The 13,161-nt window shown below is 67.7% G+C and carries 16 protein-coding genes and 1 tRNA gene; 13 read left to right on the top strand and 4 right to left on the bottom strand.

The genetic code is table 11. The features are described from left to right. The first annotated feature begins 42 nt into the window (after window positions 1-42). From BLQ63_RS18035 to BLQ63_RS18000, 8 genes are all read left to right on the top strand, one after another. The gene (locus BLQ63_RS18035; protein ID WP_091038317.1) at window positions 43-969 is read left to right on the top strand and encodes a ParA family protein; all 927 of its coding nucleotides are present in this window, start codon (window positions 43-45) and stop codon (window positions 967-969) included. 92 nt (window positions 970-1,061) lie between these two features. Next, a complete protein-coding gene (locus BLQ63_RS18030) occupies window positions 1,062-1,928 on the top strand; it encodes a segregation and condensation protein A (protein ID WP_245681005.1) in 867 nt (288 codons plus the stop codon). Beyond that, window positions 1,921-2,679: an SMC-Scp complex subunit ScpB gene (scpB, locus tag BLQ63_RS18025; protein ID WP_143014982.1), complete on the top strand. Its 759-nt coding sequence runs from the start codon at window positions 1,921-1,923 to the stop codon at window positions 2,677-2,679. The genes BLQ63_RS18030 and scpB overlap by 8 nt, the downstream gene beginning before the upstream one ends. After that, on the top strand, window positions 2,666-3,403 hold the full coding sequence (locus tag BLQ63_RS18020; RefSeq protein ID WP_091038312.1) for a pseudouridine synthase: 738 nt from the start codon (window positions 2,666-2,668) through the stop codon (window positions 3,401-3,403). The genes scpB and BLQ63_RS18020 overlap by 14 nt, the downstream gene beginning before the upstream one ends. Before the next feature lie 69 nt (window positions 3,404-3,472). Beyond that, the gene (locus tag BLQ63_RS18015; RefSeq protein ID WP_091038309.1) at window positions 3,473-3,847 is read left to right on the top strand and encodes a YccF domain-containing protein; all 375 of its coding nucleotides are present in this window, start codon (window positions 3,473-3,475) and stop codon (window positions 3,845-3,847) included. Window positions 3,848-3,971: 124 nt separating this feature from the next. Beyond that, the gene (cmk, locus tag BLQ63_RS18010; protein ID WP_245681004.1) at window positions 3,972-4,649 is read left to right on the top strand and encodes a (d)CMP kinase; all 678 of its coding nucleotides are present in this window, start codon (window positions 3,972-3,974) and stop codon (window positions 4,647-4,649) included. Beyond that, entirely contained in the window at window positions 4,642-6,009 is a 1,368-nt protein-coding gene (gene der, locus BLQ63_RS18005; protein WP_091038304.1) for a ribosome biogenesis GTPase Der, read from the top strand. The genes cmk and der overlap by 8 nt, the downstream gene beginning before the upstream one ends. A 98-nt stretch (window positions 6,010-6,107) precedes the next feature. After that, window positions 6,108-6,181, top strand: a tRNA-Pro gene (locus BLQ63_RS18000). Between the two features lie 77 nt (window positions 6,182-6,258). On the opposite strand, the gene BLQ63_RS17995 is transcribed toward BLQ63_RS18000, so the two are convergent. Further along, window positions 6,259-6,882, bottom strand: a complete 624-nt coding sequence (locus BLQ63_RS17995; protein ID WP_177154995.1) for a relaxase domain-containing protein — start codon at window positions 6,880-6,882, stop codon at window positions 6,259-6,261. A gap of 298 nt (window positions 6,883-7,180) precedes the next feature. On the opposite strand from BLQ63_RS17995, the gene BLQ63_RS27950 reads away from it, so the two are divergent. Further along, window positions 7,181-7,510, top strand: a complete 330-nt coding sequence (locus tag BLQ63_RS27950; RefSeq protein ID WP_143014981.1) for a hypothetical protein — start codon at window positions 7,181-7,183, stop codon at window positions 7,508-7,510. Between the two features lie 375 nt (window positions 7,511-7,885). Here the strand turns inward: BLQ63_RS27950 and BLQ63_RS17985 are convergent, their stop codons facing one another. Both BLQ63_RS17985 and BLQ63_RS17980 read right to left on the bottom strand, forming a co-directional pair. Continuing rightward, on the bottom strand, window positions 7,886-8,854 hold the full coding sequence (locus BLQ63_RS17985; RefSeq protein ID WP_091038298.1) for a DUF4192 domain-containing protein: 969 nt from the start codon (window positions 8,852-8,854) through the stop codon (window positions 7,886-7,888). A gap of 86 nt (window positions 8,855-8,940) precedes the next feature. Then, the gene (locus BLQ63_RS17980) at window positions 8,941-9,393 is read right to left on the bottom strand and encodes a single-stranded DNA-binding protein (protein ID WP_091038296.1); all 453 of its coding nucleotides are present in this window, start codon (window positions 9,391-9,393) and stop codon (window positions 8,941-8,943) included. A gap of 425 nt (window positions 9,394-9,818) precedes the next feature. Between BLQ63_RS17980 and BLQ63_RS17975 the strand changes: the two genes are divergently transcribed. Further along, a complete protein-coding gene (locus BLQ63_RS17975) occupies window positions 9,819-10,718 on the top strand; it encodes a TIGR02391 family protein (protein WP_091038457.1) in 900 nt (299 codons plus the stop codon). Window positions 10,719-10,795: 77 nt separating this feature from the next. On the opposite strand, the gene BLQ63_RS27945 is transcribed toward BLQ63_RS17975, so the two are convergent. After that, window positions 10,796-11,107, bottom strand: coding sequence for a hypothetical protein (locus tag BLQ63_RS27945; RefSeq protein ID WP_143014980.1), 312 nt, complete (start codon window positions 11,105-11,107; stop codon window positions 10,796-10,798). Between the two features lie 265 nt (window positions 11,108-11,372). Here BLQ63_RS27945 and BLQ63_RS27940 point away from each other — a divergent pair, with 265 nt between their 5' ends. The 3 genes from BLQ63_RS27940 (at window position 11,373) to BLQ63_RS17965 (ending at window position 12,579) form a co-directional block, all read left to right on the top strand. After that, entirely contained in the window at window positions 11,373-11,720 is a 348-nt protein-coding gene (locus BLQ63_RS27940) for a hypothetical protein (protein ID WP_143014979.1), read from the top strand. A gap of 36 nt (window positions 11,721-11,756) precedes the next feature. Next, window positions 11,757-12,128: a hypothetical protein gene (locus BLQ63_RS17970; protein WP_091038293.1), complete on the top strand. Its 372-nt coding sequence runs from the start codon at window positions 11,757-11,759 to the stop codon at window positions 12,126-12,128. 145 nt (window positions 12,129-12,273) lie between these two features. Next, window positions 12,274-12,579: a hypothetical protein gene (locus BLQ63_RS17965; RefSeq protein ID WP_091038290.1), complete on the top strand. Its 306-nt coding sequence runs from the start codon at window positions 12,274-12,276 to the stop codon at window positions 12,577-12,579. Window positions 12,580-13,161: the final 582 nt, after the last annotated feature.

The following is a 13,161-nucleotide window of genomic DNA, read 5'->3' as shown; positions in this document are numbered from 1 at the left end:
GACGCCCGGCACCCGGTGCCGAACTCGCACCCGGAGGCGGAAATGAGCAGTGTGGACAGCAACGACAAATGGGCTGCCCTGCGCGGGGCCGCGCAGGTGCCACCCGCTGACCCCGACAGTGACCTGTCCTCGCCCGACCCCGAGGCCTACACCAACAAGCGCGAGATCCCCCAGCCCCAACCGCTGGAGCGCCACGGGCCGGCCCGCGTCATCGCCATGGCCAACCAGAAGGGCGGGGTGGGCAAGACCACCACGACCATCAACCTCGGCGCCGCGCTGGCCGAGTACGGCCGCAAGGTCCTCATGGTCGACTTCGATCCCCAAGGCGCCCTGTCGGTCGGCTTCGGCACCAACCCCCACACCCTCGACCTCACCGTCTACAACCTGCTGATGCAGGACGACGTCAACATCGACGACGTCATGGTCAAGACCAACGTGGCGGGCCTGCGGCTCCTGCCGGCGAACATCGACCTGTCGGCCGCCGAGATCCAGCTGGTCAACGAGGTCGCCCGCGAGCAGACCCTCGCGCGGGTCCTGCGCCCGGTCATCCCCGACTTCGACTACGTCCTCATCGACTGCCAGCCCTCCTTGGGGCTGTTGACGATCAACGCCCTCACCGCCGCCCACTCGGTGCTCGTCCCGCTCGAGTGCGAGTTCTTCTCCCTGCGCGGCGTGGCGCTGCTGCTGGACACCGTCGACAAGGTCCGCGAGCGGCTCAACTACGACCTCGAACTCGACGGCATCCTCGCGACCATGTACGACTCGCGCACCACGCACTCGCGCCAGGTGCTCCAGCGCGTCGTGGAAGCCTTCGGCGACAAGGTGTTCTCCACCGTCATCGCCCGCACCGTGCGCTTCCCCGAGACCACCGTGGCGGGCGAGCCGATCACCACCTGGGCCCCCGCCTCCTCCGGCGCCCGCGCCTACCGCCAACTCGCGCGCGAGCTCATCGCCGCGACGGACAAATAGGCTGTGCGCAAAAGGGACCCCGATCGCGTTCCGACACAGGAAACCCGTAGTTCACCACCTGGCCTCTGCGGCGCCCGTCTAAGCTTGCGTGCGTGACCGACCAGCAGCCGCCCCAGCTCCCGACCCAGCGGGAGGGCGAACCGGAGGAGGCCGAGAGCGGCTTCCACGTCCGGCTCGCCAATTTCGAGGGCCCGTTCGACCTGCTGCTCCAGCTCATCGGCAAGCACAAGCTCGACGTCACCGAGGTCGCCCTCCACCAGGTCGCCTCCGAGTTCATCGCCTACGTCACCGGCCTCGACGAGGCCTGGAACCTCGAGGAGACCTCCGAGTTCCTGCTCGTCGCCGCCACCCTCCTCGACCTCAAGACCGCTAGGCTCCTGCCCGGCACCGTCGTCGACGACGAAGAGGACCTGGCCCTCCTCGAAGCCCGCGACCTCCTCTTCGCCCGGCTCCTGCAGTACAAGGCCTACAAGGAGGCCGCCGGCGCCCTCGCCGGCCTCGCCGAGTCCGCCGCGACCCGCATCGCCCGCAACGTCGGCCTCGAAGAGCGCTACAAGGGCCTGCTCCCCGAACTCGTCCTCGACCTCACCCCCGAGGCCTTCGCCGCCCTGGCGGGCAAGGCGATGCGGCCCAAACCGCCCCCGACCGTGGGCACCGGGCACATCCACATGCAGCGCGTCTCGGTGCGCGAGCACGCCGTCATCATCTCCCGCCGCCTCCAGCGCGTCCAGACCGCGACCTTCCGGGCCCTGACCTCCGACTGCGAGACCCATCTCGAGGTCGTCGCCCGGTTCCTGGCGCTCCTGGAGCTCTACCGCGAGGCCCTGGTCGGCTTCGAGCAGATGCAGGCCCTCGGGGAGCTCACGGTGCGCTGGCTCGGCGGCAGCACCAACACCGAAATCGACGTCGACGAGTACGCGGGCAGCCCGCAGGCCGAGGAGGAGACCACGGATGAGTGAGGACATCGAGGCGTCGCTGGAGGACGGGCTGTCGACCTGGCGGATGCCCGGCGCCCGCCAGGAGGCCTCGCCGCTGCGGCCCGACACGCCCGTCGACGAGCCGCTGGGCGACACCGACGAGTACGCCCACGCCGTGGCCGACGTCCCGGCCCAGGCCTCACCCGAGGACGATCCCCAGGTCATCGCCACGGCGCCCGTCCCCGACGACGTCGATCTCGGCGCCGTCCTGGAGGCGATCCTGATGATCGCCGAGGAGCCGCTCTCGGAGGAGTTCCTCTCCTCGGTATTGGAGCGGCCACGTTCACAGATACGCGAGCAGCTGGGTCGACTCAGCGCCGAATACACTGGTGACGGACGCGGATTCGATCTGCGTCGCCAAGCCGGCGGCTGGCGCTTCTTCACCCGGGCCGATTACGCCCGCTACGTGGAGCGTTTCGTCACCGACGGCGCCTCCGCCCGCCTCACCAAGGCGGCCCTGGAGACGCTCGCCGTGGTGGCCTACCGGCAACCGGTCACCCGGGGCCGCATCTCGGCCATCCGGGGGGTCAACTGCGACGGCGTCATCCGCACGCTGCTGGCGCGCGGACTGGTCGAGGAATGCGGGACCGACCCGGACTCGACGGCGACGCTCTACCGCACCACCACCTTGTTCTTGGAGAAGATCGGTCTGGACTCGGTCGACCAGCTGCCAGAGCTGGCCCCGTTCCTGCCCGACGACGTGACGGATATCGAGGAAGATGAACAACGCTGACGCAGAAGGCATTCGCCTGCAAAAAGTGCTGTCGCAGGCCGGGATCGCCTCCCGCCGGGCCGCCGAGGACCTGATCTCACGCGGCAAGGTGAAGGTCAACGGCGAAGTCGCCCGCCTCGGCCAGCGCGTGGACACCGACAAGGACGTCATCCACGTCTCCGGCAAGCGGATCGTGACGGACGTCGACTCCGTGTACTTCGCGATCAACAAGCCGCGCGGGATCATCTCGACCATGGAGGACGACGAGGGGCGCCCGTCGCTCGCCGAGTTCGCCAAGGGGATCGACCAGCGGGTCTTCCACGTCGGCAGGCTCGACACCGACTCCGAGGGCCTGCTGCTGCTGACCAACGACGGGGAGCTGGCCAACCGCATCATGCACCCCGCGCACGGCCTGCCGAAGGTCTACCGCGCGCAGGTCAGCGGCATCATGGACCGCAACACCTGGAACAAGCTCCTGGCCGGCGTCGAGCTCGAGGACGGCCTCGCCAAGGCCGACAAGCTCAAGATCATCGACGAGCACGCCGGGCAGTCGTTGATCGAGATCACGATCCACGAGGGCCGCAAGCACATTGTGAGGCGGCTCATGGACGAGGTCGGCCATCACGTCTCGCGCCTGGTGCGTACCGAGATCGGCCCGGTCAAGCTCCGCAACCTCAAGCCGGGCACCCTGCGGCGCCTGACGCCCAACGAGGTCGGCGAGCTCTTCCGCGAAGTCGGACTCTAGCCAGCACTACCATCGGCACCGGTGCCAGCTGTAGCGACAGGACCGGCAAGGGCGGGTTAGCCTTTCGGCGTGTCAACGATTCTGAACGTCATCTGGTTCGTCCTCGCCGGCCTGTGGCTCGCCATCGGATATTTCGTCGCGGGTCTGATCTTCTGCATCTTCATCGTGACGATCCCCTTCGGGATCGCCAACATGCGGCTCGCGGGCTACGTGCTGTGGCCGTTCGGCCGCACCGTGGTCTACGACCGCCAGTCCGGGTGCTTCTCGCTCCTGGGCAACATCCTGTGGCTGATCCTCTTCGGCTGGGAGCTGGCGCTCACGCACCTGGTGACCGGTTTCCTCCAGGCCATCACGGTCATCGGCATCCCGCTGGCGGTCGCGAACTGGAAGATGATCCCGCTCGCGCTGTGGCCGATGGGGGCGCGGGTGGTCGAGCGCGGCTGACGCGGGGCCGCCGATATATAGAGGACGATCCAAGTCACCACCGCGCAGGCGTTCGCCGTGGACGAGCCGCGACCGGGCATGATGTAGGTTTGCGGGGTTTGCAGTATGAGAACGGAGCGCGATAGTGCCTGAGCAGAAGAGCGGACCGGTCGTCGCGATCGACGGCCCGTCGGGGGCCGGCAAGTCGACCGTGTCCAAGACCCTCGCTACCGCGATCGACTCCGCCTATCTCGACACCGGTTCGATGTACCGCGCCGCCACCCTGGCCGTCCTCAAGGCCGGCGTCGACCCCACGCAGACGGCGCTGGTCACCAAGACCGTCAAGAACGCCAAGCTCGAGTTCGGCACCACCCCCGAGGACCCCTTCACCCGCGTCGACGGCGAGGACGCCGACCTGGCGATCCGCGGCGACGACGTCACCAAGGCGGTCTCGGCGGTGGCCGGGAACAAGACGGTGCGCAAGTTCCTCATCGAGGAGCAGCGGCGCATCATCAAGGAGGCCAAGGGCGGCATCGTGGTCGAGGGCCGCGACATCGTCGAGGTGGTCGCCCCGGACGCGGACGTCAAGGTCTACCTCACCGCCGACCCCGTGGAGCGCGCCAAGCGCCGGGCGGCCGAGATGGGCGTCGACGAGCAGTCGACCAAGCAGGACATCGAGCGCCGCGACAGCGCGGACTCGAAGACCACCAAGCCCCTGGAGGCTCCCGTGGGGGCCGTGGTGATCGACTCCACGACGCTGCCGATCGTGGAGGTAGTGGCCAAGATTCTGGCTTTGCTGAGCAACAGGGACATTGATGACTGACGAAGAGACCTGGCCCGAACTCGCCTCCGACGAGCGCGGTCCGGTCCCGACGGTGGCCGTCGTCGGCCGCCCCAACGTGGGCAAGTCGACGCTGGTCAACCGCATCCTGGGCCGCCGCGCCGCGGTGGTCCAGGACGAACCCGGCGTGACCCGCGACCGGGTCGCCTACGACGCCGAATGGGCCGGCAAGGAGTTCAGCCTGGTCGACACCGGCGGCTGGGACCCCGACGCCGAGGGCATGGCCCGGTCCATCGCCCTGCAGGCCGAACTGGCCATGCGCACCGCCGACGTGATCGTGTTCGTGGTCGACTCCCGCGTCGGGCCCACGGACGCTGACGAGGCGGCCGTGAAGATCCTGCGCACGACCAAGAAGCCGGTCGTCCTGGTGGCCAACAAGGTCGACTCCGAACGCCAGGAGTCCGAGATCCACGAGCTGTGGAGCCTCGGTTTGGGCGAGCCGTTCCCGATCTCGGCGCTCCACGGCCGCAACTCCGGGGACCTGCTCGACAAGATCGTGTGGGCCTTCCCCGAGGTGCCCACCGGGGCGCTCAAGGAGCGCGGGCCGCGCAAGGTGGCCCTCGTGGGGCGGCCGAACGTCGGCAAGTCGAGCCTGCTCAACCGCATCGCGGGGGAGGAGCGCGCCGTCGTCGACAACGTCGCCGGCACCACCGTCGACCCCGTCGACTCGCTCGTGGAGATCGACGGCGAGGACTTCGTCCTGGTCGACACCGCGGGCCTGCGCAAGCGCGTCAAGTTCGCCTCGGGCACCGAGTACTACGCGGCCCTGCGCACCGAGGCCGCGGTCGAGGCCGCGGAGGTCGCGCTGGTCCTCCTGGACGCCTCGGAGCAGATCAGCGAGCAGGACCAGCGGGTGCTGACCCAGGTCACCGAGTCGGGCCGCGCGATGGTCCTCGCGTTCAACAAGTGGGACCTGGTCGACGACGACCGCCGGTACTACCTGGAGAAGGAGATCGACCGCGAGCTCGGGCAGGTCTCGTGGGCGCCCCGGGTGAACGTCTCGGCCACGACCGGCCGCGCCGTGGAGAAGATCGCCAGAGCCCTCCGTGAGGCCCTGGGAGGCTGGGGGCAGCGCATCAGCACCGGCGAGCTGAACCAGTGGATCAGCGCGCTCCAGGCGGCCACGCCGCACCCGGTGCGCGCGAACAAGGCGCCGAAGGTCATCTACGCGACCCAGGCCGCCGCCGAGCCGCCGCGCTTCATCCTCTTCACCAACGCGCCGTTCGAGAAGCAGTACCTCAAGTTCATCCAGCGCAAGCTCCGCGAGGACTTCGGCTTCCCGGGCACGCCCATCGATCTGGTGGTCAAACCGCGCGAATCTCGCAAGAGGCCCAAGAAATAACCGGTCAGAGCGGGCAGCCTCACAGAGGGGACCTCGCCTCAGTGACAGCGGAAGCCATGCGCTAATGTTGTCACCGCTGCGGACAACGCGGCGAAAAACGGGCTGTGGCGCAGCTTGGTAGCGCACTTGACTGGGGGTCAAGGGGTCGCAGGTTCAAGTCCTGTCAGCCCGACCGTTATGCCCCAGGCTAGGGACGAAGTCCCCGGTCTGGGGCTTCGTCGTTGCCAGCTCTCGCTTGTAATTCGCTTGTCACGATGAATCAGGATGCCTCGGTTCGCCTCGGGATGGAACACCCTTCGATCGCACCGCCTCGTCGGGGTGGAGCGCCCACAGGACCGACACCGACTTGACCGGCGTGAAGACCAGGTCGTAGCCCGCGACACCCGCCCGCTGGCGTGTCGCTTCTTCCCGTTTGACCTTCGCGACCTCGGCCGGGGTCGCCTCTCGACCGGTCTCGGAGGCGATGTCGCGCAGGCGCTCTAGGACGCGGTTCTTGAACGGGTCGAGCACTTTGTAGGCCGGGAACCGCTGGCCCAGTTTCCCCACCCGCTCGGCCGCCGCCTGCACCCGGTGCTCCTGCGCGGCGGTGAGTCCGGGGCGCAGGTGCTCGGCGAGATAGGCGTCCTGGATTGCATCGGCGTCGGGGTGCAGGCCCTCGCCGAACAGGTTCCGCATCTGGGCCTTGACGACCTGCTGACCTTGTTCCAGCCCGAGCGCTTCGATCCCGGACCCGGTCCACCGGCCCGGCGGGTTCCCCGCCTGCGTGTAGTACTCCGAGGCCGACTGCCCCGGCGCCCGCGGCACGTCCCCACCGGCGGTCTGGCGGGTGAGGTAGGTGTAGCCGTCGCCGACCGAGAGCTTGTGGACGGTCATCATTCCGCATCACACCGCCCCGCCGATTCGACAATCCCGAATCACCAAAACTAGCTATTCGCAGAGCAGGCTCCAATACCGAATGGTCCTGATTCACGAAACGTGCAAGAGGTGTGTCCTTCAAATGTGACTGGGCTCATATACTAAATTATCGGTGCTGGTGGAGGCATGATGGTGCCGAGTGATGCCTATTCTGGTCCGCTGTGGTAATTGGCGGTTCCGAGTGGTACCGAGGACTACTTGAATTGCGGATTCGCGCAGTTGCAGAGGGTCGGCTCTCGCGTTTATCGTCGCCGGTATGAACGATTCAGGAAATGTGCGACAGCCGAGTAGGAAAATCCTCGCGGTCAAGCGCGCCGGGGAGATCCGACGCCGTCGGATCGCCGCAGCGCGGGAACGCGAGGCGCGGATCGAGCAGACGGTGGTCGGTGTGATCACTGCCGGGCTGGCGATCGAGGAGGCGAACGCGAGCATCACCAGCGGCGTCACGGAGCTGCGGTCGCTCGGGGAGACACCCGAGGGCATCGCGGAGCTGTGCGGGATGCGCGTCAACGACGTGCGCACCGCCCTGACCGCGGCGAAGAAAGCCGAAGCGGAGGCGACAGCGCCCGTGCCACGGCCCGCGTGAGGAACATGCTCGAACAACGCCTCGCTATGACGTCGTGGTGAACCGGCCGCGGTCGTCGAACAGCTCGGGCTGGATGTAGCGGGTGTCCCCGGCGGCGGACAGCGGCGCGCAGGGACTGGGCCGTCACGGTCGACGGGAGCATCGCTCGGAGCTCGGTCAGGTCCTCGGCCGTGGTGAGCGCGGTCCAGATCGAGGCGTAGCGGTCGGCCTCGGCTTCCTTGAGCCGGGTCCGGGCCTGTTGGAAGGCGTCCTCGGCGGGCGCAAGCTCGTGGAGCGGGTCGGTCCAGCTGTCGGCGGCGTCCACGGCAACCTCCCATCAAAACGCCGACGGCCCCGCCCGCGCGCTCTCGCGCGGGCGGGGCCGCCTTGGTTCGGTCAGGCGGTGGCCTGCTCGGGATCGAGGCACGCCATGTTGCTCAGTGCTTTCGGGGGGATGCCGGCTTGGAGGGCGGCGAGGAGCATGTGCGCGAGACGGTAGTTCGGGCTGGCCTTGAGCGCCAGGTCGAAGGCTTCGAGGGCGAGGACGCCGTTGCCGTATCGGTAGGCGCACCACCCGGCGATGGTGAACGTGGGGGCGGCGAGGTCCTCGTCGAGGTGTCGGGCGATCCACAGCCACAGGTCCGCGGACTTGTGCGGGTTGGTGTCGGAGGCGATGAGGGCGTGGTCGCGGACGTCGAGGTCCCCGACCGCGAGGCCGAGCATCGCGATGTCCTCCGGGGATTCGGGAAGCTCGTGAGCGGTGATCCACTGGTCGACGGCGGCCAGGTCCATCTGGCGCTGTTCGGCCCACGACAGCGCGGCCTCGGCGACGACGGCTTCGTCGATGGCGGTGGCGACAGCGGCGCAGCGTTCGGGGTCGGCGGGTGTGAGGAGTTTGGTGATGGTGTCGCGGTCGGGGTGGCGGAGTGCGCCGGAGGCGACGAGGGCGACGGCGATGGCGGTGTTTTCGGGGACTGGATTGCCTTCGGTGGGGCAGCAGGTGTCGGTGCAGGTCTGGCTGTAGTAGCGGCCGTCGGTGACGCGGAAGGCGTCGATGACTTCGATGCGCGCGAAGGCGCAGTCGATCAGGGCGCGGCGCAGGCAGGCGGTGGCGAGTTCGGCTTCGCCGTAGGCGATGAGGACCACGGTGTCGCAGTCGTTAGTTTTGACGGGTGCGGTGAGGGTGTTGAGGTGGTCGAGGTCGTCGGTGCTGCCGGGCAGGTCGACGCGGAAGGTGCACTCGAGCTGGCCTCCCTTGAGGCCGACGGCTACGAGGCTGTGCTCGGGCGCGAACCCGAGGAGGAAGGGGACGGCGCTGATGAGGTCGGCCGGACCGTTGACGGTGAGCTTGGTCGGCTCGTTCATGGCGTACTCCAAAGCGGTCGTTGCGGAAAGACGCTGAGGGCTGAAGGGAAGCGGGGCGGCCAATGGGCCGCCCCGCGGAAGGAGGCCTAGGCGGCGGCCGGCTGCGGCGCGGGTGTCGCGGTGGCCCAGGCGTCCTCGACGGTGACCGGCAGGTTCTCCCCGTCGGAACTCCGGACCTCGGCGTTCGCGACGCGTTCCTTGCGGGCGGGAGTCACGGTCCCGAACCGAGGCGAGGCAGAGACGTTCTCGGCGGTGACTTTGAGATGTGCGAACCCGCCGGACTCTTGGGCGTAGAGGTTGCGGGCGGTGACGATGACGGTGTCGTAGCGCTCGAAGGAGGCGAGGACGTTGTCGGCCAGGTTGCCCCAGCAGGTGATGTCGAAGAACTGGGTTTTGCCCTCGGCCCACTTGCCGGCGGCGTCGCGGTAGGTGGGTTTGTGGGCGAGCTCGAAGCGCACGCCCTGGTTGCCGTTGGGGGTCGCGAAGACCTCGGGGGCGCGTTTGACGATCTGGCCTTCGACGGCGAAGTGGAACTCCATGACGAATCTCCTTGTCGGGATTGGTGCTGGCGCGGCGGCTGGGGATGTGACCGGGCGTGGTGCCGCTGTGGTGCGGTCGCGTCCACGCGGCGAAGACGCACGCCACGTCAAGGGGGCCAAGCATCTTTGTTCGCAGCGACGAAGGAGCGCGCCTTGCGAAGAAAGTGCGCAGGCGCCCTTGCGAGCGACGAAGGAGCGTTGGTGGGCGGCCGTCGCGTAGCGTCCTGACACCACAACGGCACACCCGGGCCGACGAACCCGACCACGCCAGCGATCCGGCAAGGTGCACACGAGTTCTACAACGCTGAGGCTGGTGGGCGGGCGCTCGGGGACCTCCGGTTCACGGCTCGCTGGATACGCTGAACGAACCCCCAACGTTCGTTGAAGCTCCACCAGGTGTTGTGGTCAAGAGAAAGCAGGTCCAGATGCCGACGTACGGAGCTGACTACCTTCGCCGGCTGGACGCGGCGGTCGCCGAATTCCAGACTGCTTTCAACGCCTGGATGACGACGCAAGTCGAGATCGGTTTTCAGCCGCCGTACGGACTCCGCCCGACGGTCCGGATCAATGACGGACAAGACCGCGTTGAGGAGCGTCGACTTGCCCTTGATGTGGCCGAGGCGGCGGGCAACGCCGCGAGAGCGGTGCAGGTGACGGGGACCTCCATACGAGTGGAGGGTTTCGGGGTGCTCGATCCGATCGCGAACTGGTCGATGCTGCCTGCTCCCAAGGCCCTCATCGAACCGCAGGACGTGCGGGTCGCGGCAGCCTCGGCACGGGGGTGGTTGCGCGCAATGATCGCTGACGCCGAAGCCATGAAGGATTCTGACCTTCCCGCCTTCGCACCATCGTCGTTCCATCCATTGGTCTGGGGCGCTGCCGCACCGTACTGGACGACCCGTAAGTACCGAGCCTCAGTGCGCGAAGCCGCCGAAGGACTGCCCGAACACTGGCGTAAGAAGCTGCATCGGAGCGACGTCAACGGTGTCGAGTTCTGGCAGCAGACACTCTCACCACCAAAGACGCAACGTCCCAAGGACGTACCGGATTGGCCGCGCCTGGTCTGGCCCGGAGAACCGAACGATAAGACCGTCAAGAGCATGCGCAACGGACTGTTGCCGCTCGCCGCCTCGCTGAAAGGACTGGCGGAGGGACTGAATTCGACCGTGCGGAATCCGACCTCGCACTCCAGTGACGAGCTCAGTGAGCAAGAAGCGATGGAACGGCTCGCGGCTTACAGTTTCCTTGCCCGCCTGCTCGACCAGTGCGACATTCAGCGGCCCCCGAAGTTCGACACGGAGCTGGGAGCGAGGCCGCGACCGTAGGGCCACAGCTCGGCGCTGACACGCCAGGCAGCGGTGAGATGGAGCGGACTGGAGTTGAGACGTCCGGGGTCCCAACGTCAGGCCTCTATCCGCGGAGCCGGGTGTCGATGCGGCCAGGATTGGAACGCCTTCACAGAGCGTTCCAAGCGCTGCGAGCCGACACTCGACATCGGGGTTTCGACCAGGGCGAGGCGTTTGAGATCGACACCTGCGGTGATCGCCGACGATGGGCAGAGGTACGGCACGTCCCCCATCGCACACCACAGGCCCTTGGGCGTGGCGGCGGGCAACAGCGTGAACAGGAGCGTGGTAACACCTCGGCCGGGCGTCGGTGCCGGGTTGCTCTGACGGGCCCCGGCGGGCAAGAGCGGCACGAATGCATCAGCCACTGCCATATCCGAAGCGCCGGCCAGGGTACGCGGGGCCGTGGATGGCTATTGAGCTGGAACCATCCCGTGACCTGGGGCGCTATGCGATCACCATTGAGTCACCATCCCCGGGTGCCAAACTCTGCCTCGTCGTTCGCCGGCACCGCAACGACTCGGGCGGGCTTGGTCACCTGATCGGGACCCCCTATGCAATCCCGCATATCTGATCGGAGAAAGGAACACCGTGCTCGCATTCGCGACATCGCGACGGTCAGGCCGAGGACCCATGGTCAATACCGTCCTCAGCCTCATGTTCGTCGCCTTCGCCGTACTCGGAGCGGGGGCTCCGGCATCGGCCTCCTCGGCGGCGCCAACCGACGAGGTCGGCGTCACAGCCTGGCCGACCGGCTGCCGGTATGAAATCCAGCCCAGTCAATGGCGGGCCACCGGAGCCACGTGCAGCAGCGCCAACGGCGGCTCTTACCGGGCCCTCGCCAACTGCAAGGAGCGAGAGACCGGACGGGTGCTCGTCGCCTTCGGCGACTGGCGGCAGACCGGCTGGTCCTTCGCCTACTGCCCGGGAGCCTACGTCCCGATCGCCGCGGGCATCGAGACTTCTGCGACCCGCAAGTAGCCCGACGCCGGATCGAACTTGAAAGGACTTTGAACCATGACGAAACGACGCACCATCTCGCTCGCGGGAATCGTGCTCGCCATCGCCTTCTCGCTGGGCGTCCAGGGAACCGCCGCGGCCTCCGATACTCCCGCCCCGGCACCCTCCGCGGTCCAGGCCGCAGACGAGGTCGGCATCGCGGGCTGGCCGACCGGGTGCTCATACGAATCCTGGACGAACGGCACCGTGGCGAGCTGCGACGCCAGCAATGGCGGACATTACCGGGCGCTCGTGCGGTGCCGGTCGTGGGACAGCGGCGCCATCATCCACCGGTCGGCCCTCAACTGGATCTCCAGCGGGGACTCCTACGTCTTCTGCCCGCCGCGAACGTCCTACCTCTCCTCCGGGATCGAAACCAGGAGCACCTGAGGACGCTGCCTCCAGTGCGGACCGGGTTGATGTCGGCAAGCGGAAGATCCACGTCCGCAAACCGCATCACTCGGACCTCTGCTCCACCAACCAGCCTCGGTGGGGCACCCGGCCACATTGCACACCGTTCATAGAAAGGACACAGATGAGACTCACGACTCGGCTCGGCATCGCCACCGCAGCCGCCTGTGCTGCAGCGCTCTTCGCAGGAACCCCGGCGCAAGCCGCGACCGGCGACCTCGTGCTGCGACGACAGGGCATCGACACCGTCATCACCGACCCCGGGGCCGGCTGCATGAACGTCTCGCAGGGATTCAGCGAGGTGGTGAACCACACTGACACCTGGGTCACCGTCTACAGCGGATTCGGTTGCGCGGGATTCGGTCGCGTGGTCGACTCAGGCAGCACCTCTCAGGTGGGCGACGCCCGTAGCGTCCGCATTCCGAGTTGATCCTCGCAGCCCGATACGCCGCTCGCACATGGGTTCGTATCGGGCTGCGAGCACCGGCCTCCTCTGAACTCGCACGCACCGACGACAGCCGGATTGGACCGGAAGTGCCGTCCCCGTTCGACACGGGGGCGACCCGACGATGAGTTCAGCGACGTCGCGCACGCCAGTGGCCGGTACAGTGCTGCGCCGCGTGCCGTTGGCGGCGATGGCGCCGTCGATGAGCACGAACAGCTGCGCAGCGGCACGGTCGAGTGTGCGGCGGTTCCGCCGGTCAGTTCGCGTTGCAGGAGCATGGTGGCCCGGCGCTTGTGGGTGGCGATGACGACATGCGCCTGAGGGTCGGGGCAGCTAGCACGAAGACGGCCGAGAGGTAGCGACAGCCGCGAAACGTCGACTCAGCGATGATCGCCTCCAAGTTGTCGGACACGGCGACCTGGTGCCGAGGACTGCATCATGGAAGCGGTCCAGCCCGGACTGACGGCGCCCGCTTCGAGGGCTGCCAGGCGTGCCCGTTATCGGACCCACGCCGAAGATCGCGCGGCCCAATTCGATGCCTAGGAGAACGGCGTCGCCGGTGACCGA

The sequence above is a fragment of the Glycomyces harbinensis genome (assembly GCF_900101745.1).
GTDB lineage: Bacteria > Actinomycetota > Actinomycetes > Mycobacteriales > Micromonosporaceae > Glycomyces > Glycomyces harbinensis.
This window is presented reverse-complemented; position numbering and strand designations above follow the sequence as displayed.